At 72.9% G+C, this 22,218-nt stretch carries 17 protein-coding genes; 3 read left to right on the top strand and 14 right to left on the bottom strand.

The features are described 5' to 3' along the window. Nucleotides 1-60: 60 nt before the first annotated feature. From obgE to AB0M03_RS30140, 6 genes are all read right to left on the bottom strand, one after another. Complete coding sequence (gene obgE, locus AB0M03_RS30115) at nt 61-1,536, bottom strand: GTPase ObgE (protein ID WP_363496956.1); 1,476 nt, start codon at nt 1,534-1,536, stop codon at nt 61-63. Between the two features lie 109 nt (nt 1,537-1,645). Next, complete coding sequence (rpmA, locus tag AB0M03_RS30120; RefSeq protein ID WP_363496959.1) at nt 1,646-1,903, bottom strand: 50S ribosomal protein L27; 258 nt, start codon at nt 1,901-1,903, stop codon at nt 1,646-1,648. Nucleotides 1,904-1,915: 12 nt separating this feature from the next. After that, entirely contained in the window at nt 1,916-2,233 is a 318-nt protein-coding gene (gene rplU / locus AB0M03_RS30125) for a 50S ribosomal protein L21 (RefSeq protein ID WP_363496961.1), read from the bottom strand. Between the two features lie 227 nt (nt 2,234-2,460). After that, nucleotides 2,461-5,997 (bottom strand): Rne/Rng family ribonuclease, encoded by a 3,537-nt coding sequence (locus tag AB0M03_RS30130; RefSeq protein ID WP_363496964.1) that lies wholly within the window; start codon nt 5,995-5,997, stop codon nt 2,461-2,463. A 350-nt stretch (nt 5,998-6,347) separates the two neighbouring features. Then, the gene (locus tag AB0M03_RS30135) at nt 6,348-7,112 is read right to left on the bottom strand and encodes a TIGR03936 family radical SAM-associated protein (protein WP_363496967.1); all 765 of its coding nucleotides are present in this window, start codon (nt 7,110-7,112) and stop codon (nt 6,348-6,350) included. Nucleotides 7,113-7,250: 138 nt separating this feature from the next. Beyond that, nucleotides 7,251-8,057 carry a hypothetical protein gene (locus tag AB0M03_RS30140; RefSeq protein WP_363496970.1) on the bottom strand — a complete coding sequence of 269 codons (807 nt, stop codon included), beginning with the start codon at nt 8,055-8,057 and terminating at the stop codon, nt 7,251-7,253. A gap of 325 nt (nt 8,058-8,382) precedes the next feature. Here AB0M03_RS30140 and AB0M03_RS30145 point away from each other — a divergent pair, with 325 nt between their 5' ends. Both AB0M03_RS30145 and AB0M03_RS30150 read left to right on the top strand, forming a co-directional pair. Then, nucleotides 8,383-8,772: a hypothetical protein gene (locus AB0M03_RS30145; protein WP_363496973.1), complete on the top strand. Its 390-nt coding sequence runs from the start codon at nt 8,383-8,385 to the stop codon at nt 8,770-8,772. Continuing rightward, entirely contained in the window at nt 8,738-11,203 is a 2,466-nt protein-coding gene (locus AB0M03_RS30150; protein ID WP_363496975.1) for a transporter substrate-binding domain-containing protein, read from the top strand. The genes AB0M03_RS30145 and AB0M03_RS30150 overlap by 35 nt, the downstream gene beginning before the upstream one ends. A 90-nt stretch (nt 11,204-11,293) precedes the next feature. Here AB0M03_RS30150 and AB0M03_RS30155 read toward each other — a convergent pair whose 3' ends face one another. Further along, nucleotides 11,294-13,255, bottom strand: coding sequence for a TIGR03960 family B12-binding radical SAM protein (locus AB0M03_RS30155; RefSeq protein WP_363496978.1), 1,962 nt, complete (start codon nt 13,253-13,255; stop codon nt 11,294-11,296). A 302-nt stretch (nt 13,256-13,557) separates the two neighbouring features. Here AB0M03_RS30155 and AB0M03_RS30160 point away from each other — a divergent pair, with 302 nt between their 5' ends. After that, complete coding sequence (locus AB0M03_RS30160) at nt 13,558-14,856, top strand: M14 family zinc carboxypeptidase (RefSeq protein ID WP_363496981.1); 1,299 nt, start codon at nt 13,558-13,560, stop codon at nt 14,854-14,856. A gap of 9 nt (nt 14,857-14,865) precedes the next feature. On the opposite strand, the gene AB0M03_RS30165 is transcribed toward AB0M03_RS30160, so the two are convergent. From AB0M03_RS30165 to AB0M03_RS30195, 7 genes are all read right to left on the bottom strand, one after another. After that, nucleotides 14,866-16,065: an FtsW/RodA/SpoVE family cell cycle protein gene (locus AB0M03_RS30165; protein WP_363496983.1), complete on the bottom strand. Its 1,200-nt coding sequence runs from the start codon at nt 16,063-16,065 to the stop codon at nt 14,866-14,868. Beyond that, nucleotides 16,062-18,305 carry a penicillin-binding protein 2 gene (gene mrdA / locus AB0M03_RS30170; RefSeq protein ID WP_363496986.1) on the bottom strand — a complete coding sequence of 748 codons (2,244 nt, stop codon included), beginning with the start codon at nt 18,303-18,305 and terminating at the stop codon, nt 16,062-16,064. Before mrdA ends, AB0M03_RS30165 begins: the two co-directional genes overlap by 4 nt. A 34-nt stretch (nt 18,306-18,339) precedes the next feature. Continuing rightward, a complete protein-coding gene (gene mreD / locus AB0M03_RS30175; RefSeq protein ID WP_363496989.1) occupies nt 18,340-18,978 on the bottom strand; it encodes a rod shape-determining protein MreD in 639 nt (212 codons plus the stop codon). A 2-nt stretch (nt 18,979-18,980) separates the two neighbouring features. Then, on the bottom strand, nt 18,981-19,916 hold the full coding sequence (mreC, locus tag AB0M03_RS30180; RefSeq protein ID WP_363496992.1) for a rod shape-determining protein MreC: 936 nt from the start codon (nt 19,914-19,916) through the stop codon (nt 18,981-18,983). 88 nt (nt 19,917-20,004) lie between these two features. After that, the gene (locus AB0M03_RS30185; protein ID WP_363497034.1) at nt 20,005-21,030 is read right to left on the bottom strand and encodes a rod shape-determining protein; all 1,026 of its coding nucleotides are present in this window, start codon (nt 21,028-21,030) and stop codon (nt 20,005-20,007) included. A 328-nt stretch (nt 21,031-21,358) separates the two neighbouring features. Beyond that, a complete protein-coding gene (gene ndk / locus AB0M03_RS30190; protein WP_363496995.1) occupies nt 21,359-21,772 on the bottom strand; it encodes a nucleoside-diphosphate kinase in 414 nt (137 codons plus the stop codon). Nucleotides 21,773-21,872: 100 nt separating this feature from the next. Then, nucleotides 21,873-22,217 carry a DUF4233 domain-containing protein gene (locus AB0M03_RS30195; RefSeq protein WP_363496997.1) on the bottom strand — a complete coding sequence of 115 codons (345 nt, stop codon included), beginning with the start codon at nt 22,215-22,217 and terminating at the stop codon, nt 21,873-21,875. Between the last annotated feature and the right edge of the window lies 1 nt (nt 22,218).

Here is a 22,218-nt window from a genome sequence, read left to right on the forward strand (position 1 = left end):
CCCTCCCGTCCGGTGGTCTTCGGACGGGAGGGGAGGTCAGCGGGCGCCGGGCCGGGTCTTTCAGTAGTCCTCGTCGTCGCCCTCGATGGCCTGGCGGCCGGAGGAGAGCGCCTCGAACGCCTTGAACTCCTCCTCCGCGGCGTCCCGGCCGCGCTGGCGCTCGCGGCGGCGGTCGACGGCGGGCCGCTGGGTCTCGAAGCGGTGGTCCTCACCACGGCGGCCGAGCATCTCGGCGCCGGAGGCCATGGTCGGCTCCCAGTCGAAGACGACGGCGTCGTCCTCGGCGCCGATGATGACCGTGTCGCCCTCGTGGGCGCCGATCTTCCACAGCTCCTGCTCGACGCCGAGGCGGGCCAGGCGGTCGGCGAGGTAGCCGACGGCCTCGTCGTTGCTGAAGTCGGTCTGGCGGACCCAGCGCTCCGGCTTGACGCCGCGGATGCGGTAGGCGCCGTCCTCCTCGGTGATGGTGAAGCCGGCGTCGTCCACGGCCTTCGGACGCAGCACGATCCGGGTCGACTCCTGGACGGGCTTGGCGGCACGCGCCTCGCCGACGATCTGGGCGAGGGCGAAGCTCAGCTCGCGCAGGCCCTTGTGCGAGGCGGCGGAGACCTCGAAGACGCGGTAGCCGCGCTCCTCCAGGGACTCGCGGGTGAGGTCGGCGATGTCCTGGCCGTCGGGCACGTCGACCTTGTTGAGGGCGACCAGCCGCGGACGGTCCTCCAGGCCGCCGTACTCGGCGAGCTCGGCCTCGATGGTCTCCAGGTCGGACAGCGGGTCGCGGCCCGGCTCCAGGGTGGCGCAGTCGAGGACGTGCACCAGCACCTCGCAGCGCTCGACGTGCCGCAGGAACTCCAGGCCGAGGCCCTTGCCCTGGCTGGCGCCGGGGATCAGGCCGGGCACGTCGGCGATCGTGTAGACGGTCGAACCGGCGGTCACCACACCGAGGTTGGGGATCAGCGTGGTGAACGGGTAGTCCGCGATCTTCGGCTTGGCGGCGGACAGCACGGAGATCAGCGAGGACTTGCCGGCGCTCGGGTACCCCACCAGGGCCACGTCGGCGACGGACTTGAGCTCCATGACGATGTCGCGGGCCTCGCCGGGCTCGCCGAGCAGCGCGAAGCCGGGGGCCTTGCGGCGGGCGGAGGCGAGGGCGGCGTTGCCCAGGCCGCCGCGGCCGCCGGCGGCGGCGACGAAGCTGGTGCCGTGGCCGACGAGGTCGGCGAGCACGTTGCCCTTGCGGTCGAGCACCACGGTGCCGTCCGGCACCGGCAGGACGAGGTCCTGGCCGTCGGCGCCGGTGCGGTTGCCGCCGGCGCCGGGCTTGCCGTTGGTGGCCTTGCGCTTGGGCGAGTGGTGGTACTCGAGGAGGGTGGTGATCTGGCTGTCGACGACGAGGATGACGCTGCCGCCCTCGCCGCCGTTGCCGCCGTCGGGCCCGCCGAGCGGCTTGAACTTCTCCCGGTGCACGGAGGCGCAGCCGTGGCCTCCGTTACCCGCGGCGACGTGAAGCTCGACGCGGTCCACGAAGGTGGTCATGGGGTGTGCCTCCAGTACGAAGAAATGTGGGTCCTGCTGGTAAAGCATGAAGGGTGGACCGGATCATTCCGGCCCACCCTTCACGACGAGTCCTGACGTGGGGTCAGACTCAGGCCTCGGTGGCCACGATGTTGACGACCTTGCGGCCGCGGCGGTTGCCGAACTGGACGGCACCGGCGGTCAGCGCGAACAGGGTGTCGTCGCCACCGCGGCCGACACCGGCACCCGGGTGGAAGTGGGTGCCGCGCTGGCGGACGAGGATCTCGCCGGCCGAGACGACCTGGCCGCCGAAGCGCTTGACGCCGAGGCGCTGGGCGTTCGAGTCACGGCCGTTACGGGTAGAGCTTGCGCCCTTCTTGTGTGCCATCTCGCTATCCCCTTACTTGCTGACGGAGTCGATGCTCGTGATGCGCACCGCGGTGTACTTCTGGCGGTGACCCTGACGACGGCGGTAACCCGTCTTGTTCTTGTAGCGGAGGATGACGATCTTGTCGCCCTTGGTCTCCTCGACGACCTCGGCGTGAGCCTTCACACCGCCCAGGACCCACGGGTCGGAGGTGACGGAGTCACCGTCGACGACCAGGACGGTCGACAGCTCGACCGAGTCACCCGGCTTGGCTTCGATACGGTCGATCTCCAGCACGTCGCCCACGGCGACCTTGTGCTGGCGGCCGCCTGCGCGAACGATCGCGTACATGCGGTACCTGCTTTCTGTACTCGGTCGGAGCTCACCGATGCCAGCTGCCTGGGTACGAACACAGGAGCCTCCCCCGTTCCGGGCCCGGAAGCCGCGGAGCAGGAGGTGAAGTGCTCGGGAGCATGGCGTCAACACGCCGAGGGTCAAGAATACGGACCGGCCTCCCCAGGGGCAAACCGGGCCCTACCGGGCCCGGGGCGGCGGCTGCCGCCCCGGGCCGCGGGGCGTTACTCGGCGGCGCCGTCACCTTCGGCGGCCGCGGCCTTCTTGGCCGCCGCGCTCGTCCGCTTGGTGGCGGTCTTGCGGGCGGTGGTCTTCTTGGCCGCCGTGGTCTTCTTCGCGGCGGCGGTCTTCTTGGCGGCGGCCTTGCGGGGCGCGCGCTTCTTGGGCGCGGGCTCCTCGGCCTCCTCAGCGGTCTCCGCGGCGGCCGGGGCCTCGGCGACCGGCTCGGCCTCCTCCGCCACCGGCTCGACAACCTCGGGCTCGACGGCCTCGGGCTCGACGGCGACGGGGCCCTCGACCGGCTCCTCGGCCGCAACGGGCTCCTCGGCCGGCTGCTCGGCGGCGGCCAGGGCCGCTTCCATCGCGGCCTCGGCGCGGGCCTGCAGGACCACGATCTCGGCCCCGGCCGGCGTACCCGCCGGCGCGGTCGCCTTGCGCACCGCACGGCGGCGCGGACGGCCCGCGGGGGCCGCGACCGGCTCCGCCGCCGGCTGCTCGGCCTGAACGGCCTCGGCGACGACCTCCGCGGCCTGCTCGGCGACGGGCGCGGCCTCGGGGGCCTCGACCGCCTCGACGGCCACCGCGGCGACGGCCTCCACCGGCTCCGGCACCTCGATCTCGACGACCTCGATCTCGGCGGCCTCCACGGCCTCGGCGACGGCCTCGCCCTGCGGCTCGGCCTGGGCGCCGCCCTTGCCGCGGCGGCGGCGCTTGGAGCCGCCCGCCTCGCCGGCCGCCGGGGTGCCGCCCCCGCCGCCGTGGGTGTGCGGCTGGTCCATGTGCACGATGACGCCGCGGCCGTTGCAGTGCACGCAGGCCTCGGAGAAGGACTCCAGCAGGCCCTGGCCGACCCGCTTGCGGGTCATCTGCACCAGGCCCAGCGAGGTGACCTCGGCCACCTGGTGCTTGGTGCGGTCACGGCCCAGGCACTCCAGCAGGCGGCGCAGCACCAGGTCGCGGTTGGACTCCAGCACCATGTCGATGAAGTCGATCACGATGATGCCGCCGAGGTCGCGCAGCCGCAGCTGGCGGACGATCTCCTCGGCCGCCTCGATGTTGTTGCGGGTGACGGTCTCCTCGAGGTTGCCGCCCTGGCCGACGAACTTGCCGGTGTTGACGTCGACGACGACCATCGCCTCGGTCCGGTCGATCACCAGCGAGCCGCCGCTGGGCAGCCAGACCTTGCGGTCCAGCGCCTTCATCAGCTGCTCGTCGATCCGGTAGGTGGCGAAGACGTCCACGTCCGAGGTCCAGCGCTGCAGGCGCTCGGCGAGGTCCGGGGCCACGTTGGAGACGTAGTCGTGGATGGTGTTCCACGCGTCGCCGCCGCTGACGATGACCTTGGTGAAGTCCTCGTTGAAGATGTCGCGGACGACCCGGACGGTCATGTCCGGCTCGCCGTAGAGCAGCACCGGGGCGTTGCCGGAGGCGGCCTTCTTCTGGATGTCCTCCCACTGCTGCTGCAGGCGCTGGACGTCCCGGGTCAGCTCCTCCTCGCTGGCGCCCTCGGCGGCGGTGCGCACGATCACGCCGGCGTCGTCCGGGACGATCTTCTTGAGGATCTGCTTGAGCCGGGCCCGCTCGTTCTCCGGCAGCTTGCGGCTGATGCCGGTCATCGAGCCCTCGGGCACGTAGACCAGGTAGCGGCCGGGCAGCGAGATCTGGCTGGTCAGGCGGGCGCCCTTGTGGCCGATCGGGTCCTTGGAGACCTGCACCAGCACGGACTGGCCGGACTTCAGCACCGACTCGATCCGGCGCGGGCCGCCGTGGCCGCCCAGCGCGCCGAAGTTGACCTCACCGGCGTAGAGCACCGCGTTGCGGCCCTTGCCGATGTCGACGAAGGCGGCCTCCATGGACGGCAGCACGTTCTGCACCTTGCCCAGGTAGACGTTGCCGACGTAGCTGGTGGCCTGCTCCTTGTTGACGTAGTGCTCGACCAGCACGCCGTCCTCGAGCACGCCGATCTGGGTGCGCTCGCCGTTCTGGCGCACCACCATGACGCGCTCGACCGACTCGCGGCGGGCCAGGAACTCGGCCTCGGTGATGATCGGCACCCGGCGGCGGCCCAGCTCGCGGCCCTCGCGGCGACGCTGCTTCTTGGCCTCCAGGCGGGTGGAGCCCTTGATGGACTGCACCTCGTCCGGGTCGAACGACGGCTCGGTGGAGCGGCGGCGCGGCTCGCGCACCTTCACCACCGTGCGGACGCCGTCCTCGGTGGTCTCGCCCTGCTCGGCGGCACCCTCACCGCCGCGGCGACGGCGGCGGCGACGGCGACGCGAGGAGGACAGCCCGGCGGCAAGCTCGTCCTCGTCCTCCTCCGGCTCCTCCTCGGCGCCTTCCTCGGCGTCCTCGTCCTCGGCCTGCGGCTCGGCAGCGGCCTCGACGGCCTCCGGCTCCTCGGCCTCACCGCGACGGCGGCGACGGCCGCCCCGACGGCGGCGGCGGGACGGACGGCCGTCCTCCTCCCACTCGCCCTCCTGCTCGGGGCCGGCCTCGGGGGCCTCGGGCTCCTCGGCGGGCTCCTGCGGCGCGGGCGCGACCTCGACCCGCGCGGGCGGCTGCACCCGGACGGGGGTGCGGACCCGGCGGCGGCGGCCGACGCCGCTGTACTCGTACTCCTCCTCCGTGCCCTCGGCGGCCGGGGCGGCCTCGGCGCGCACGGGCTTCTCGGCGCGCACGGGCTTCTCCGCGGGGGCCGGGGCGACGTAGGGGGCGGGCTCCTGGAAGACCGGGGCCTGGAAGAGCGCGGTGGACGGGCGGACGGCGCGGCGGCGCACCCGGTGCGACGGCTCCGGCTCGGCGGCCGGCGCGGGCGCCTCGGCGGCCTCCGGCTCCTCCTCGACGGCCTCGGGCTCGGCCTCGGCCTCGGCGACCGGCTCCTCGGCGACCGGCTCGGCGGGCGCCTCCTCGACGGCCGGGGCGGCCTGCTCGACCACGCGGCGACGGCGGGTGCGGCGGGCCGGGGAGGCCGGCTGCTCGACGGCCTCCGCGGCCTCCGCGGCGGCCGGCTCGGCGGTCTCGGCGACAGCGGGCTCGGCAACAGCCGGCTCCGTGGCGGCGGGCGCGGCCGGGGCCTCCTCGGCGGCCGGCGCACCGGCCGGGGCCTCGGCGCGCTTGCGGGTGCGGCGGGCGCGGGCGGGCTTCTCGGCGGGCGCCTCGGCCTCGACGGCCGGAGCCTCGGCGGCGGGCGCCTCCGCGGCGGGAATCTCGGCGACCGGGGCCTCCACGGGCTCCGTCACCACGATCGGGGTCTTCTCGGGCGCGCCGGCCGGGGCCTCGACGCGCTTGCGGGTGCGGCGCGGGCGCGCCGGCTTCTCGGCGGGCGCCTCGGCCTCGACGGCCGGAGCCTCGGCGGCGGGCGCCTCGGCCGGCTCCGGCTCCACGGGCAGGACGGTCTCGGCCGTCTCCGCGGCAGCGCCCTGCGGCGCACCGGCCGGGCGGGACACCGCCCGGCGCCGGCGGCGCGGCGGCGCGGCGGACGCGCCGTCGACAGGGGTGTCGGCCGGTTCCGCAGCGGACTGCGGTTCGGTGTTCTCGAGCATGCGGGTGGATCTCCCGTCAGGCCCCCGGGCTCCGCATCCGGGCACGGCTCGGCACCTGGGTCACGGTCGGCCACGGTGATTGCGTGGCGACTCCCACGGTGCCGCCGTGCGGACGCGAGGCCGCACAGGAGCTCGTAGTCTCGCTCGGCGCCCCGCACGGCGCGGGGTGCCGAAAGTCTTCTGGTCTGACCAGTCTTCTCGGTTATCCAGGTCGGGCCGCGGGGCCCGGCTGCGTGCGACGGCGCTCGCTCCCCTGGGAAGCCGCGGGAACCGGGGAGCCACGGCCCGGTGGCGGGCCCTGGCTCCCTGCCCGCTCGGCGGTCGGCACGAGGCGCGCAGCCCTGCGGCCGCTATCGGCCTGCCGGGGCCGCGGCGCGATCGAGCGCCAGCGGGTCGGTCACCGTGCCGGTCCCCTCGTCGAGCGGCCCCTGCGCCAGCCTGGTCACCTCAGCGGGGACCGGCGGCGCCAGGTCGGCCGTCGCACGGAGACCGGACAAAACGTCGTCGGGTCGTACGGCGGGTGTGGCGTGTCGTACTACCAGCCGCAGTATCGCACAGGGAGCGCCCGGACGAACATCGTCGGCACGGTCTGTGCCAGTGTCGTTACCATCGCCGACCTGCGGCGGGAGCAGTTCGAGGGCGGCGACGGCCGCACGGGTGTCGAACACCCGCATGCCGTTCTTGGTCAGCCGCTGCACCTCGACGGCCTCCTCGGCCAGGAACGCGGCCACCGCGCGGGCCGCCTCCTCGCCCTCCACGCCGGCCAGCCGCACCCGCCACTCGGAGGCCTCCAGGCGCTCGACGAAGTTGGGCGTGCGGACCTCGACGGCGTCGACGATGTCCAGGCCGGGCGGCAGCGACTCGTCCAGCTGCGCGCGGAGCGCCTCGGGGTCGCGGGCCTCCGCGAGACCGATCTCCAGGTACTCCGCCTCGCTGGCGACACCCGTCGGGGCGGCGTTGGCGTAGGAGACCTTCGGGTGCGGGGTGAAGCCGGCGGAGTACGCCATCGGAACGGCCGAGCGGCGGAGCGCGCGCTCGAACGCCCGCTGGAAGTCCCGGTGGCTGGTGAAGCGCAGACGGCCGCGCTTGGTGTAGCGGAGACGGATGCGCTGCACCGTCGGCGCGGGCGGCGGACCGTCGGGCGTGCGGCGTGCCAGGGCTGCTCAGTCCTTAGATCGGTGTCCCGACCGGCCGTCGCGGCCGGTTGCTTGTCAGGACAAGGGTACGCGCCCGGGCCCGCCGCCCGGACCGGGTCACCCCACGAGGGCCCGCCGGACCTCCCGGAGCACCCGCGCGATCTCCGCCTTGGCCGGCCACCACACCTCGCGCCGCACCCAGCGGCACGGCCGCACCACCAGGAAGCGCCAGATCCGCCCGCCGATCCGCCAGGCCCAGGCGATCGCCCTCCCCACCTCGCGGAGCACCGGGTACAGCAGCACCCGCCACAGCCACACCAGCGGCACCGCCACCAGGACGCGGGCCGCCCGGGCGAACCCGCGGGCGAGGGCGGACAGCAGCCACAGCACCCCGCGGCCGCACGGCGCCAGCACGTACCGCCACAGCGCCGCGAGCGGCACGACCACCAGGTACCGGCCCAGCCAGGCCAAGCCGGTGCCGACCGCCTCGAGCAGCACCAGCAGCCCGCGGCCCAGCGGCATCAGGGCGTTGCGGCCCAGCCAGCGCAGCGGCAGCGCGAACAGCACACGGCCGCACCAGCAGAGCGCCGTCCACACGGCCCGCCCGGCCGGCGCCAGCACCTCCCGGCCCAGCCAGGCCAGCGGGACGACCACCAGGTACCGGCCGAGCCAGGCCAGCGCGTGTCCGCAGGGCGTGAGCACGTACCGGTACAGCTGGACGAGCGGCCACACCACCGTCCAGTACAGGACCCGGCCGACCTGCACCACGAGCCACTCCAGCACCCGGCCGAGCGGGCGCAGCACGACGGCGAGCAGCAGCTCCCACACGAAGCGCAACGGCACCACGACCAACAGCGCGAAGATCCGCGCGGGCACCCGGACGAACGCCACCAGGCACCCCTCGCCCGGCCGGTCCTCGGTCATCTGTCCCCCCTCGTCGTGCGACGGCCCTCCCCGGCAGGTACGCCGGAGAGGGCCGTCGGGTTGCGCTGCGGTGTTACGACTCGACCACGGTCAGCGGCAGCAGCTTCTTGCCGGAGGTCGAGCGGACCGCCGCCGGCCCGGTTCTCCGGAGGATCTTAGGAGGGCGGAGACCCTGCCCTCCCCGGGGGTGCTCCCCCGGGCCCTGCCGCCCCGGTTGCGGCCGCCGCGTCACCGGTCGTACCGCAACCGTGCCGAGCAGCCCGTTCCGGACGATGATGGCAGTAGGGATGCGTGCCACGGGCACCCCGGGAAGGGGGCACACGTCATGGCGGACCTCGCCGGACCCACCGGCCTGATGGTGCAGGTACAACCGGGCTCCGACCTCGACCCGGAGGAGCACGCGGAGCTCACGGACCGGCTTCGCACCGAGTTACTCGACAATCTCGACCTGACCTCGGCCGATCCGGTCGACGCCCCGTCAGCGCCCGCCGGCGCGAAGGGCCTCGGCACCCTCGTCGGATGGCTGGTCGTCCAGTTCGGCACCGTCGAAACCCTGCGCGCGGTGGTGAACGCCGTCCGGAGCTGGGTCGGACGGACCAACCACGTCGTCGAGCTGGCCTACGCCGGCGACGTGTTGAAGGTCACCGGGGTCACCTCCGAGCAGCAGGAAAAGATCATCGATGACTGGCTCGCCCGTCACGCGACCGGCGCCTGACCTGCCCGACGAACGCCGGTACGCCCTGGTGGTGGCCACCACCCGGTACTCCGACGTCTCGCTGCGCCAGTTACGCGCACCCGCCCACGACGCCGACGAGCTGAGTGCCGTCCTCGCCGACCCGGCGATCGGCGGCTTCGCGGTGACACGGGTGATCGACCGGTCCGCGCAAGAGATCCGGCTGGCCGCCGAGGAGTTCCTCACCGGCCGGGACCCGGAGGACCTGCTGGTCGTATACCTCTCCTGTCACGGGCTGGTCGACGTCCGCCGTCGGCTGTACTTCGCCGGCACCGACACCCTCAAGTCCCGGCTCGCCGCCACCGGCGTGGAGTCGCAGTGGCTGCTCGACCTCCTCGAGGACTGCCGGGCCAAACGCCTCGTCGTCATCCTCGACTGCTGCTTCAGCGGCGCCTTCGCCCAGGGCATCAAGGGCGAGGCCGACCTGGACCTCGGCGAACGTTTCCACGGACAGGGACGCGGGCGCGTCGTGCTGACGGCTTCGCGCGGCAGCGAGTACTCCTTCGAGGGCGAGCCGCTCGCCGGAACCGCCCTGTCCGGGTCGGTGTTCACCAGCGCGCTCGTCGACGGCATCCGCAGCGGCGCCGCCGACGACGACAACGACGGCTACATCTCCGTCGACGACGCCTACACCTACGCCTTCGACCAGGTACGGGCCCGGGGCGGCCGACAGACCCCGCAGCGCTGGCTCTACGGCGCCGAGGGCAAGATCCTGCTCGCCCGCAGCCCTGCCGGCGTCGCCGTCACCCCCGCGCCCCTGCCCGAGGCCCTGCGCAGCGGCCTCGACAGCCCCCACCCGGCCATCCGCCTCGGCGCGGTCGCCGCTCTCGGCGAATGGCTCACCGGAGACGACCCCGCCCGCGCCCTGACCGCCCGCCACACCCTGAGCGACATCGGCGGCACCGACATCCCCCAGGTGGCCTCGGCGGCCCGCGCCCTGCTGGCCGAATCCGGGCCCGGGCCCGACGAGCCACCTGAGCCCCCGCCCGAGCCGCCCGGAACCACACCGGAACCGTCGGCCGAAGTCGCACCCGAGGAACCCCGCCCCACGCCCGCCGAGGCCGCGCCACTGCAGGAGACGGCACCGTCCGCGCGGCCCGAGGAGCCCGAGCCGACAGCGCCGACCCCGTCCCCGGTCACGGCCCACGCGGCACCCCTGCGACCCGAACCACCCGCCTCCGCCGAAGCGGGCCCGTCCGACCGCACCCGGTCCCACCGGTTGCTGCCCCGCGGCCGCCGTACCCGCCGCCTTCCCGCCGGAGCCGTGAAGGGCGACGCACCCCTGGTGGAGGAGCCCGAAGCCGACGCCACCCCTCCGGCCACCGCCCTGTCCGCGACCCCGGCCGGACCGCCCGAACCACCGTCTCCCTCCGACGCCCCGCCCACCACCCCCCGCGGCGAAGGCGCACCACCACCACCATCACCACCACCGGACGGCACCCGTCGGTGGACCCGGTGGCTCCCCCGCAGACGCCGCACCCGTGCCCTCCTGGCAGCCGTCCTCGCGCTGGTCGTGGCCGCGGCGGTCCTCGTGGTGGTCACCGGCGGGTCCGGGGACAAGCCCACGCCGGACATCGTGCTGGAGCCCGTTCAGGCTTCCTCACAACCCTCGGCCCTCGGCACCGTCACCACCGACCCCGCGTTGGCCGCGCGGGTTCCGGCGGACGTGAAGTCGGCGGGCAAGCTCACGGTCGCCTCGGACGCCTCCTACGCACCCGGTGAGTTCATGGACGACCAGGGCAAAGTCGTCGGCATGGACGTCGACCTGGCCAACGCCGTCGCGCAGCGGCTGGGTCTGACGGCGGACGTCCATAACGTCGACTTCGCGTCGATCATCCCCGGCATCGCCTCAGGCACGTACCAGCTCGGCATCAGCTCCTTCACCGACACCAAGGAACGCGAGCAGACCGTCGACATGGTCACCTACTTCACCGCCGGCACGGCCGTCGGAGTGAAGAGCGGCAACCCCGACGGGATCGACCCGAGCGATCTCTGCGGCAAGAAGGTCGCCGTCCAGACCGGCACCACCCAGGCCGACGAAATCACAGACGTCCGCAACCCCGAGTGCGTCAAGGCCGGAAAACCCCAGATCCCGAACGACGGCGACAAGTTCTCACTGCAGACGGACGTCACCCAGGCCGTGGTCTCCGGCCACGACCAGGCGATGCTGGCCGACTCCCCGGCCGTCGGCTACGCAGCCAAGCAGACCAACGGGCAGGTGGCGCAGGTCGGCTCGACGTACGACACCGCCCCTTACGGCATCGCCGTCGCCAAGGGCTCCCCGCTCGGTCAGGCCGTTCAGGGCGCCGTTCAGTCCCTGATCGACGACGGCACCTACCAGCAGATCCTCACCAAATGGGGCGTCGAGGCCGGTGCCATCAGCAAGTCGCAGATCAACGGCGCCACCAGCTGACACCGGAGATCCCGGCCACCGGAGCCAACGGCCGGCGGCCGGCACGGAGGAAACCTCCGTACCGGCCGCCGGGCCGCCTCGCGCGTGGTGTCACGCGTGCGAGTGCTCGGCCTTCGCACCGCCCGGGGCGTTGACCACGGTCAGCGGCAGCAGCTTCTTGCCGGTCGGGCCGACCTGGATGTGGGTGTCCATCTGAGGACACACGCCGCAGTCGAAGCACGGGGTCCAGCGGCAGTCCTCGACCTCGACCTCTTCGAGGGCGTCCTGCCAGTCCTCCCAGAGCCAGTCCTTGTCGAGGCCGCTGTCCAGGTGGTCCCAGGGCAGCACCTCCTCGTAGGTGCGCTCGCGGGTGGTGTACCAGTCGACGTCGACGCCGGTGCCGGCGAGACCCTTCTCGGCGCAGGCCATCCAGCGGTCGTAGGAGAAGTGCTCGCGCCAGCCGTCGAAGCGGCCGCCGTCGTCGTAGACGGCGCGGATGACGGCGCCGATCCGGCGGTCGCCGCGGGAGAGCAGGCCCTCGACGATGCCGGGCTTGCCGTCGTGGTAGCGGAAGCCGATGTTCTTGCCGAACTTGCGGTCGTGCCGGATGGAGTCGCGCAGCTTGGCGAGGCGGGCGTCGGTGTCCTCGGCGGAGAGCTGCGGCGCCCACTGGAAGGGGGTGTGCGGCTTGGGCACGAAGCCGCCGATGGAGACGGTGCAGCGGATGTCGTTGCCGCCGGTGACCTCGCGGCCCTTGGCGATGACGTTCTTCGCCATCTCGCCGATCTGGAGGACGTCCTCGTCGGTCTCGGTGGGCAGGCCGCACATGAAGTACAGCTTCACCTGGCGCCAGCCGTTGCCGTAGGCGGTGGCGACCGTGTTGATGAGGTCCTCCTCGGACACCATCTTGTTGATCACCTTGCGGATGCGCTCGCTGCCGCCCTCGGGGGCGAAGGTCAGACCGGAGCGGCGGCCGTTGCGGGAGAGCTCGTTCGCCAGGTCGATGTTGAAGGCGTCGACGCGGGTGGACGGCAGCGACAGGCCGATCTTGTCCTCGGCGTAGCGGTCGGCGAGGCCCTTGGTGACGTCGGCGATCTCGGAGTGGTCGGCACTGGACAGCGAGAGCAGGCCGACCTCCTCGAAGCCGGTGGCCTTGAGGCCGCGGTCGACCATCTCGCCGATGCCGGTGATGCTTCGCTCCCGCACGGGGCGCGTGATCATGCCGGCCTGGCAGAAGCGGCAGCCGCGGGTGCAGCCGCGGAAGATCTCCACCGACATCCGCTCGTGGACGGTCTCGGCGAGCGGAACGAGCGGCTGCTTGGGGTAGGGCCACTCGTCGAGGTCCATGACGGTGTGCTTGGAGACCCGCCACGGGACGCCGGGACGGTTGGGCACGACGCGGCCGATCCGGCCGTCCGGCAGGTACTCGACGTCGTAGAAGCGCGGCACGTACACGCCGCCGGTCTTCGCGAGGCGCAGCAGCACCTCGTCGCGGCCGCCGGGGCGGCCCTCGGCCTTCCAGGCCCGGACGATCTCGGAGACGTCGAGGACGGCCTGCTCGCCGTCGCCGACGACGGCGCAGTCGAGGAAGTCGGCGATCGGCTCGGGGTTGAAGGCGGCGTGGCCGCCGGCGAGGACGATCGGGTCGTCGACGCCGCGGTCCTTGGACTCCAGCGGGATGCCCGCGAGGTCGAGCGCGGTCAGCATGTTGGTGTAGCCGAGCTCGGTGGAGAAGGACAGGCCGAACACGTCGAAGGCCTTCACCGGGCGGTGGGCGTCGACGGTGAACTGCGGGACGCCGTGCTCGCGCATCAGGGCCTCGAGGTCGGGCCAGACGCTGTAGGTGCGCTCGGCGAGGACGCCCTCGCGCTCGTTGAGCACCTCGTAGAGGATCATGACGCCCTGGTTGGGGAGGCCGACCTCGTAGGCGTCGGGGTACATGAGGGCCCAGCGCACGTCGCAGCTGTCCCAGTCCTTCACGGTCGAGTTGAGCTCGCCGCCGACGTACTGGATCGGCTTCTGGACGTGCGGGAGGAGGGCCTCCAGGCGTGGGAAGACCGATTCGACTGACATGCGGTGAGCCCTTTGAGACGTGGACGGGGTGATCCTCAAGGGTAGCCGAACCGGCCGCTCCTCCTGTCCGCCCGGACGGCGGGCCGGTGCGCACGGGCGGCCGGGCCGGTGCGGGTGCCGCCCGGTGTTCCGCGCGCTGCAACGGTGTTGACACCCTCCGTGCACTCGTGGACTACTGACGGGGCACATCCCACATGCCGGCGCACCGACGATTCCACGGGAGCTGCTGTGTCCAACGGGCCTGGGTCACACGGGAGTCGGGTCTGCGCTGGACGGGCAGCGGCGGCGTGAGCAGGGCGGGGGTGCGCGCGGTCGCCGCGCGGCCGAGCGGGTCGGGCCGGTACCTGTCCGCGGGGCAGGCCGCCGTCCGGGCGGCCCGGCTGGCGGAGCTGCATCCCGGTCTGGTCGCGGTGCGGCAGGTCGGCCGCTCGCGGGGCGGGCGGCCGCTGGTGCTGGTGTCGGTGGGCCGCGGGCCGCGGCACGTGCTGGCGGTCGGCGGGCCGCACCCCAACGAGCCGGTCGGCACCGCGACGGCGCTGCACCTGGCCGAGCGGGCGGTGCAGGAGCCGGAGCTGCGCCGCGGTGGCGAGGTGACCTGGAACGTGCTGCTGTGCCTCGATCCGGACGGTGCGGCGCTGAACGAGGGCTGGCTGGGCGGGCCGCTCACCATGGAGCGGCACTACCGCTCGTTCTACCGGCCGGCGCTGGAGGACCAGCCGGAGTGGCTGCCGGCGGCGGGTTCGGGGCGGGCGGCGCTGCCGGAGACGGCCGCGCTGACGACGGTGATCGACGAGCTGCGGCCGTTCCTGCAGTGCTCGCTGCACGGGGTGGACGTCGGCGGCACGTTCGTGCAGCTGACCGGTCCGGTGCCGGGGCTGGCGGAGCCGTTCGCCCGGTCCGCGGCGGCGGCGGGGCTGCCGTTGGAGCGCGGCCCGTACGACGCGTTCTTCTGGCCGAGCCCGGGGCCGGGGCTGTACGTGATGCCGGCGGCGGGGGCGAAGGACCGGTTCGCGGCGCTGGCGGAGAATTCGGCGCACTCGACGTGGTCGTACGTGCAGCGGCACGGCGGGGTGACGGCGGTGGTGGAGGTGCCGATGTGGGCAGCGCCGGGGGTGGCGGATGCGGCCCCGCATCCCGATCCGGCCGGGGCGCTGGGCGAGGCGGCGGGTGTGCTGCTGCGGGAGACCGAGCCGCTGGCGGAGCTGCTGGCGCTGGCCCGGCCGCTGCTGCCGGCGCCGGAGGGGCCGCTGCTGCGGTCCGCACTGTGGCACCTGTCGATCGTGCCGCAGCTCGCGCTGGACTGGTCACCGGAGGCGGTGGCGGCCGACGTGGGTTCGCTGTCGGTGCTGAGCGGGGCGCACCTGGCGGGGGTGGCGATCCAGACGGCGCGGATGCCGGTGCGGATCGCGGCGCTGCTGGTGCGGCTGCTCCAAGGCGCCGAGGGCCCGGCCGCCGCGGAGTTGCGGCGCCGGGCCGGGCGGCTGCTGGCCGCGCACGTGGAGCGTTTCCGGACGGGTTTCGGGGTGCGCCCGGTGCCGGTCGGCGAGCAGGTGGCGCACCAGGCCCGGGCGGTGGTGGCCGCCGCCGGGGCGCTGCTGTGAGCCGCCGGGTCAGACCCCTATCGGCCGCTGGGAGCGGACCGACTGGAGCAGCCCTATGCCGATCCAGACGGCGAACATCGAGGAGCCGCCGTAGGAGACGAACGGCAGCGGGATGCCGGCCACCGGCATGATGCCGAGGTTCATCCCGATGTTCTCGAAGGCCTGGAAGGCGAACCAGGTGATGATGCCGGCCGCCAGCACGGTGCCGTACAGGTCGGTGGCCTGGCGGGCGATCTTGCAGGCGCGCCAGAGGATGACGCCGAGCAGGCCGATCAGGGCGATGCCGCCGACGAAGCCGAGTTCCTCGCCGGCGACACTGAACACGAAGTCGGTCTGCTGCTCGGGGACGAACTGGCCGGTGGTCTGGAAGCCGTGGAAGAGGCCCATGCCGGTGAGTCCGCCGGAGCCGATGGCGATGCGGGCCTGGGCGGTGTTGTAGCCGACGCCGGCCGGGTCGAGCGAGGGGTTGGCGAAGGCGGCGAAGCGGTCGATCTGGTACTTGCTCAGCACGCCGAGCTTCCAGATCAGCACCGCCCCGCCGGCGCCGGCGGCGATCAGGCCGAACACCCAGCGCCGGGCGGCGCCGGAGGCGAGCAGGACGCCCATGATGACGACGCCCATGACCATGACCGAGCCGAGGTCGGGCATCAGCATGATGACGCCCATCGGTACGGCGGAGAGCACCAGCGCCTGGACGACGCTGCGCGAGGACGGGAACTCCCGTTCGCCCGCGTCGACCCGGGCGGAGAGCACCACGGCCATGCCCATCACGATGGACAGCTTGGCGAACTCGGCCGGCTGCAGCGAAAAGCCGCCGCCGAACTGGATCCAGGAGTGCTGGCCGTTGATGGTGGAGCCGAGCGGGGTGAGGGTGACGACCAGCATGAGCAGGACGCCGAGGTAGACGAACGGCACCGCGGTGCGCAGCCGCCGTGTCCCTATCCCGACGGTCACGGCGCACAGGACCACGCCGACCAGGGCGTTGGTGAGGTGCCGGTAGAGGAAGTACTGCGGGTCGCCGTGGGTGAGGGCGTCCCGGCCGCGGGTGGCGGACCAGACCAGCAGCGAGCTGCCGAAGGACAGTGCCAGGGCGGCCAGGATCATGATCCAGTCCATCCGGCGCAGCGGCGAGTCCTTGGCGAGTGCCTTGGAGATCGAGCCGCGCTGCGGCGCGAGCCGGACGGTGCGGTACGAGCCGTACGAGGTCATCCCCGGCTCCTTCCGGTGGCGCGGGCGGGCTCCAGGGCGGCCAGCGAGAGGACGGCGGGGCCGGTGCCGGTGGCCGGGCCCGGGACCGGGTCGAGGAAGGTGCGGCTGCCGGTGAGGCCGTCGGTGAAGGACGCCTGCTTGATGATGGCGGTGCCGTCCGGGTTGAACTTCGGCAGCTCGGCCTGCGGCTTGGGCAGCAGGGCCTTGCCGTTGTCGATGGTGCCCTTGTCGTCGACGCCGTACAGCGCCTGGTAGATGCGGCGGACGGCGTCGCCCGAGGCGCCCGAGCCGGTACCGGCCTGGCTCATCGTCATGACGACGGCGTAGTCGCGGCTGTAGGTGGTCAGGTACGAGGTGGTCTGCTTGCCGGCGACCTCGGCGGTACCGGTCTTGGCGTGCAGCTCGATCTGCTTCTGCGGCCAGCCGACGCCGGTGAACTTCCAGGCGGCGGTGCCCCGCTCGATGACGCCCTTGGTGGCGTCGTCGATGTACTCCAGGGTCTTCTCGTCGGTGGGGATCTTCCCGTCGACGTGCGGGGCGATCTCGCGGACCAGCTTGCCGTCCGGGCTCATGATCGCCTTGCCGATGGTCGGCCGGTAGAGCGTGCCGCCGTTGGCGAGGGCCGCGTAGATGCGGGCCATCTGGAGCGGGGTGACGAGGGTGTCGCCCTGGCCGATGGAGTAGTTGACCAGGTCACCGGCGCGCATGATGTAGCCGTCGACGCAGTTCTCCTTGGCGATCTGCGCCGCGTAGTCGTCCGGCTTGGCGGTCTTGGCCTGCTCGCACCAGGCGTCCTTGTTGGCGTCGTAGTAGGACTGCTTCCACTGGCGGTCCGGGATGCGCCCGGTGACCTCGCTGGGGAGGTCGATGCCGGTCTTGGCGCCGAGGCCGAACTGCTTGGCGGTGACGAAGAACCAGTCCTTGGCGTCCTTCTTGGGCTTGATGCCGCCGTCCTTCATCCACTGGTCGTAGGCCAGTCCGTAGAAGACGGTGTCGCAGGAGACCTCCAGGGCACGGGCCAGGGTGATGGAGCCGTGGCCCTGGCTCTCGAAGTTCTTGAACTCGCGGCCGCCGATGGTCAGGCTGCTCGGGCAGGGGTAGTTGCTGCTGAGCGGGTAGCCGGCCTGGGCGGCCGCGGCGGCGGAGACCACCTTGAAGGTGGAGCCGGGGGCGGACTGGCCCTGTATGGCCCGGTTGATCAGCGGGTAGTTGGACTCCTTGCTGGTCAGCGCCTGGTAGTCCTTGGCCGAGATGCCGCCGACCCAGATGTTGGGGTCGAAGGTCGGGGCGCTGGCCATGGCGATGATCCGGCCGGTCTTGACGTCCATCACCACGACGGCGCCGGAGTCGGCCTCGAAGTTCTTGTGGGTCTCGTCGTCGTAGACCTTGCGGGCGTCCGCCATGGCCTGGGCGAGGTTGTCCTCGACGGCCTTCTGCACCCGGGCGTCGATGCTGGTCACCAGGTTGTTGCCGGACTGCGCGGGGACGGTGCCGGCGCTGCCGATGACCTTGCCGAGGTTGTCGACCTCCAGCTTGTCGATGCCGGTGGTGCCGCGCAGGTCGTCGTCGTAGACGGCCTCCAGGCCGGCCCGGCCGATCTGGTCGCTGGGCAGCCGGCGCTCCCGGCCGGTCTTGTCGGCGCTCTTGGTGACCTCCTCGTCGGTGACCGGCGAGAGGTAGCCGAGCACCTGGGAGGCGTTGGCGCCCTCCACGCCGGTGTAGCGGCGGAGGGCGGTCGACTGCGCGGTGACGCCGGGGAAGTCCTCGCGGCGCTCCATGATCTGCAGCGCCTGCTGGGTGGTGGCCTGCTGGGTGACCGGGATCGGCTGGTAGGGCGAGCCGTTCCAGCACGGCTTGGGCGTCTTGGCGTCGCACAGCCGGACCTTGTCCTGGACCTCCTTGGCGGGCAGTCCGAGGACCTCGGCGAGCCGGCTCAGCACGGCCTTGCCGCGGTCCTTCTGCTGCAGCAGGGAGGTACGGCTGACGGAGACGACCAGCTTGGTCTGGTTGCCGACCAGCACCCGGCCGGAGGCGTCCAGGATCTCGCCGCGGACGGCGGGCTCCACGACCTCCCGGATGTGGTTCCCTTGCGCCTGCGCGGCGTACTGGCTGCCCGTCCGGATCTGCAGGTACCACAGCCGCCCGCCGAGGGTGGCGAGCAGCGACAGCACCAGGATCTGCAGCACCACCAGCCGGATCGTCACCCGCTGGGTGCGCCCGGTCTCCGGGATGTTGCTCACTGGGGGGAATCCTCCTCGGAGGTCGGCGGGTGCGTCAGGGGCGGCGGGCGAGGCCGAGGACGCGCTTCTTGCGGCCGGTCGGCATCGGCGAGGACTCCCGGGTGGTCTTGTACCGGGCGAGGCTGCCGAGGCCGGAGCCCCCCGGGTCCTCGGTCTCCGTGCTGCTGCCGCCGCCGTCGAAGCGGCGGGCGAGCATCATCACGGCCGGGACCACGAACGGCGCGAGCAGCACGTCGTACAGCAGGGCGCTGAACACCAGCCCGGCGAGGCCGACGTGACGGGCCGCGGTGTCGCCGACCAGCGCGCCGACCGAGGCGTACAGGCCGGTGGAGACCACGGCCGCGACGGCGACGACCATCAGGGCGCTCACCGCGGAGCGCTGCCGGCCGCCCTCGGGGCGGAGCAGGCCGGCGGCGTAGCCGACCAGGCAGAGCACCAGGGCGTACCGGCCGATGGCGTGGTCGGAGGGCGGGGCGAGGTCGGCGAGCAGGCCGGCGGTGAAGCCGGCCAGGCAGCCGCCGGTCGGGCCGTACACCAGGGCGAGGCCGACCACGACGAGCATCAGGAGGTCCGGGGTGGCCCCGGGCAGCTGGAGCCGGCCGAGCACGCTGACCTGGACGACCAGGCCGAGCAGCAGCAGGACGGCGGAGAGCAGGATGCGGTTCGGACGCACGGTCAGTTCCCCCCTGCGGGTGTGGAGGCGGTGGGCTGCGCCGGGGCGGTGGCCGGCGGGTTCGCCGCGGCAGCGGTCGGCTTGGGCGGCAGCACCCCGTCACGCGGGTCGCTGCGCGGCGGAACCACCACGACGCCGACCAGGTCGAGCCGGGTGAACTGCACGTACGGTTCGACCAGGATCGTCTTGGTGAGCTCGCCGGGCGTGGCCTGGACCTCGACGACCCGGCCCACCGGCGTGCCGGGGACGAACGGGCGGCCGCTCTGCGAGCCGAAGGTGACGACCCGGTCGCCGGCCTGGACCTTGGCCCGGCCGTTGAGCAGCTGGACCTTCATCGGGCTGGTGCCCTGGCCGGCCGCGAAGCCGATCTCGTCGCTGCCCTCCAGCCGGGTGCCGACGGTGAAGCCGGGGTCGGAGGCGAGCAGCACGGTGGCGGTGGTCGGGGCGACGGTGGTGACCCGGCCGACCAGGCCCTGGCCGTTGATGACGGTCATGTCGCGGGTGAGGCCGTCGTCGCTGCCGGCGTCGATGGTGATCGTCCAGGAGAAGCCCTGGGCCGCGCCGATCGCGATGACCTGGGCGGCCTTGATGGTGTATCCGCCGTTGCCGGCGGTGCGCAGCAGGTCGTCGAGCTGCTTGGTGCGGCCGGACGCGGTGTCGGAGGAGGCGAGCCGCTGGCGCAGCTCGGTGTTCTCCCGGGTGATCTGGTCGAGGCGCTGCTGGTGGGTGGAGGCGTCCCGGACGGCGCGGACGGTGCCGGCCACCGGGTCGACCAGGCCGGACGCGCCGCGCTCGACCGGGCCGAGCAGGCCGGCGGCCGCCCGGCGGGCCCCGCTGAGCGGCGAGTCCTCGCCCCCCTTGATGTCGACGGTGATCAGGGCGAAGGCGACCGCGACCAGCAGGATGAGCAGTAGTCGGCTCTCTCGTGTGTCCCTCACGGTGCTGGAGCGCCCCTTCGTTCCCTGGTACCGGTTGTTCAGTTGGAGATGTGACGCCGTGTGCGCCGGTCGCCCCCCTCGGGAGGGGCTAGCGGCGCGGCTGGGCGTCCAGGACCTGCTGGAGTGCCTCGAACTCCTCGACGCACTTGCCGGCGCCGAGGGCGACCGAGTCCAGCGGGTTCTCCGCGATGTGGATGGGCATGCCGGTCTCGCGGCGCAGCCGCTCGTCGAGGCCGCGCAGCAGTGCGCCGCCGCCGGTGAGCACGATGCCGCGGTCCATGACGTCGCCGGCGAGCTCGGGCGGGCACTGGTCGAGGGTGGTCTTCACCGCGTCGATGATGGAGTCCACCGGCTCGTCGATGGCCTCGCGGATCTCGGCGGCGGAGATGACGACGGTCTTGGGCAGACCGCTGACGAGGTCGCGGCCGCGGATCTCGGCGTGCTCGTCCTTCTCGCCCTCCAGTGCGAAGGCGGAGCCGATCGACATCTTGATCTGCTCGGCGCTGCGCTCGCCGAGGAGGAGGCTGTACTCCTTCTTGATGTGCTGGACGATGGCGTTGTCCAGCTCGTCGCCGGCGACCCGCAGGGACTGCGCGGTGACGATCCCTCCGAGGGAGATCACGGCGACCTCGGTGGTGCCGCCGCCGACGTCGACGACCATGTTGCCGGTGGGCTCGTGCACCGGCAGGCCGGCGCCGATCGCGGCGGCCATCGGCTCCTCGATGATGTGCACCTGGCGGGCGCCGGCCTGGGCGCTGGCCTCGATGACGGCGCGGCGCTCGACGCCGGTGATGCCGGAGGGCACGCAGACGACGACGCGCGGGCGGGCCAGGTAGCGGCGCCGGTGGATCTTGAGGATGAAGTAGCGGAGCATCCGCTCGGTGATCTCGAAGTCGGCGATGACGCCGTCCTTGAGCGGGCGGATGGCGACGATGTTGCCGGGCGTGCGCCCGATCATCTTCTTCGCCTCGGCGCCGACCGCCAGGATGCCGCCGGTGTTGGTGTTCACCGCGACGACCGACGGCTCGTTGAGGACGATCCCCTTGCCCCTGACGTACACCAGCGTGTTGGCAGTGCCGAGGTCGATCGCCATGTCACGGCCGATGAACGACAGATTGTTGGCCATGGGGTGTGCAGTGCCTTCCCGAGCTCGGTGTGCATGTGCGGGGAGTGGGCCGATCGCGCGCGCCCACGACAGGGCTGACATCAGCTGAGCAGCCGTACCGGGCCCATGAGTTGCGTCCATCGTAGCCAGGCCCGCTCACCGCGGACGGCGAGGTACGGCATGCTGGCCATTCTCCGGCGACCGATCTGCTCTTCCCGGGATTGGGACGCCGTGTCGGCGCTCCGGGTTCCGCGTTTTCGGGGCCGGTCCGCCCGATTCCACCTGGTCGGGCCAGGGCGGTTGCACCCGGCCCGACCTGGGCGTACGTCAGACGGGATCAGGCGTGAGCGGGGAAGAAGATCTTGATCTCGCGCTCGGAGGAGGCCTCCGAGTCGGAGGCGTGGATCAGGTTCTCACGGGTGATGGTGGCGTAGTCGCCGCGGATGGTGCCGGGGCCGGCCTGCAGCGGGTCGGTGGCGCCGGCCAGCGCGCGGATGCCGGGGATGACGTTCTCGCCCTCGACGATCAGCGCGATCGACGGGCCGGAGGTCATGAACTCCAGCAGCGGCTCGTAGAACGGGCGGCCGACGTGCTCGGCGTAGTGCTGCTCCAGCGTCGCCCGGTCGAAGGTGCGCAGCTCCAGGGCGACGAGCCGCCAGTTCGCCTTGCGCTCGATACGGCTGATGATCTCGCCGGCCAGGCCGCGCTTGACGGCGTCGGGCTTGAGCAGGACGAGAGTGCGCTGGGACACGGTGGGGCTCCAGGGGATCGGCTTCGGCAGGGTGAGTGCGCCACCGCAGACCCTACCTGGGTGCGCGGCCCGCGGATACGAAAGGGCCGCTCAGAGCGGGTCAGGCGGCCTGTGCGGCCTCGGCGGCGCGGGCTGCCTTGATGACGTCGATCTTGCGGCCGTAGTGCACCGAGCACCACCACAGCCCGGCGAAGACCGCACCGAGGCCGTACATGGTGGGCAGCACCAGGCCGCTGGCGATCAGGCCGATCTGCAGCACCCAGCCGATCGCCACCGCGCCGGGGCGCTCGATCATGCCGCAGAGCAGCACGCAGAGCGCCATGGCGACACCGCTGACCGCCCAGATCGTGCCGGCGGGCACGTCGGAGAGCTGCATGGCGACCAGGCCGGCGAAGAGGATGAGCAGGGCCTCGCCGATCAGGGTCGAGGAGCAGAGGGTCCGCATC

This window comes from Kitasatospora sp. NPDC051914 (genome assembly GCF_040680995.1).
In the GTDB taxonomy this organism is placed as follows: domain Bacteria; phylum Actinomycetota; class Actinomycetes; order Streptomycetales; family Streptomycetaceae; genus Kitasatospora.

What these genes read in the sequence shown, in the direction of transcription:
- AB0M03_RS30150 (WP_363496975.1), top strand. Translation starts at nt 8,738, where the DNA reads ATGACTGGCTCGCCCGTCACGCGACCGGCGCCTGACCTGCCCGACGAA.
- AB0M03_RS30130 (WP_363496964.1), bottom strand. Translation starts at nt 5,997, where the DNA reads ATGCTCGAGAACACCGAACCGCAGTCCGCTGCGGAACCGGCCGACACC.
- AB0M03_RS30145 (WP_363496973.1), top strand. Translation starts at nt 8,383, where the DNA reads ATGGCGGACCTCGCCGGACCCACCGGCCTGATGGTGCAGGTACAACCG.
- rpmA (WP_363496959.1), bottom strand. Translation starts at nt 1,903, where the DNA reads ATGGCACACAAGAAGGGCGCAAGCTCTACCCGTAACGGCCGTGACTCG.
- AB0M03_RS30140 (WP_363496970.1), bottom strand. Translation starts at nt 8,057, where the DNA reads ATGACCGAGGACCGGCCGGGCGAGGGGTGCCTGGTGGCGTTCGTCCGG.
- AB0M03_RS30165 (WP_363496983.1), bottom strand. Translation starts at nt 16,065, where the DNA reads ATGACCTCGTACGGCTCGTACCGCACCGTCCGGCTCGCGCCGCAGCGC.
- obgE (WP_363496956.1), bottom strand. Translation starts at nt 1,536, where the DNA reads ATGACCACCTTCGTGGACCGCGTCGAGCTTCACGTCGCCGCGGGTAAC.
- rplU (WP_363496961.1), bottom strand. Translation starts at nt 2,233, where the DNA reads ATGTACGCGATCGTTCGCGCAGGCGGCCGCCAGCACAAGGTCGCCGTG.
- AB0M03_RS30155 (WP_363496978.1), bottom strand. Translation starts at nt 13,255, where the DNA reads ATGTCAGTCGAATCGGTCTTCCCACGCCTGGAGGCCCTCCTCCCGCAC.
- AB0M03_RS30195 (WP_363496997.1), bottom strand. Translation starts at nt 22,217, where the DNA reads ATGCGGACCCTCTGCTCCTCGACCCTGATCGGCGAGGCCCTGCTCATC.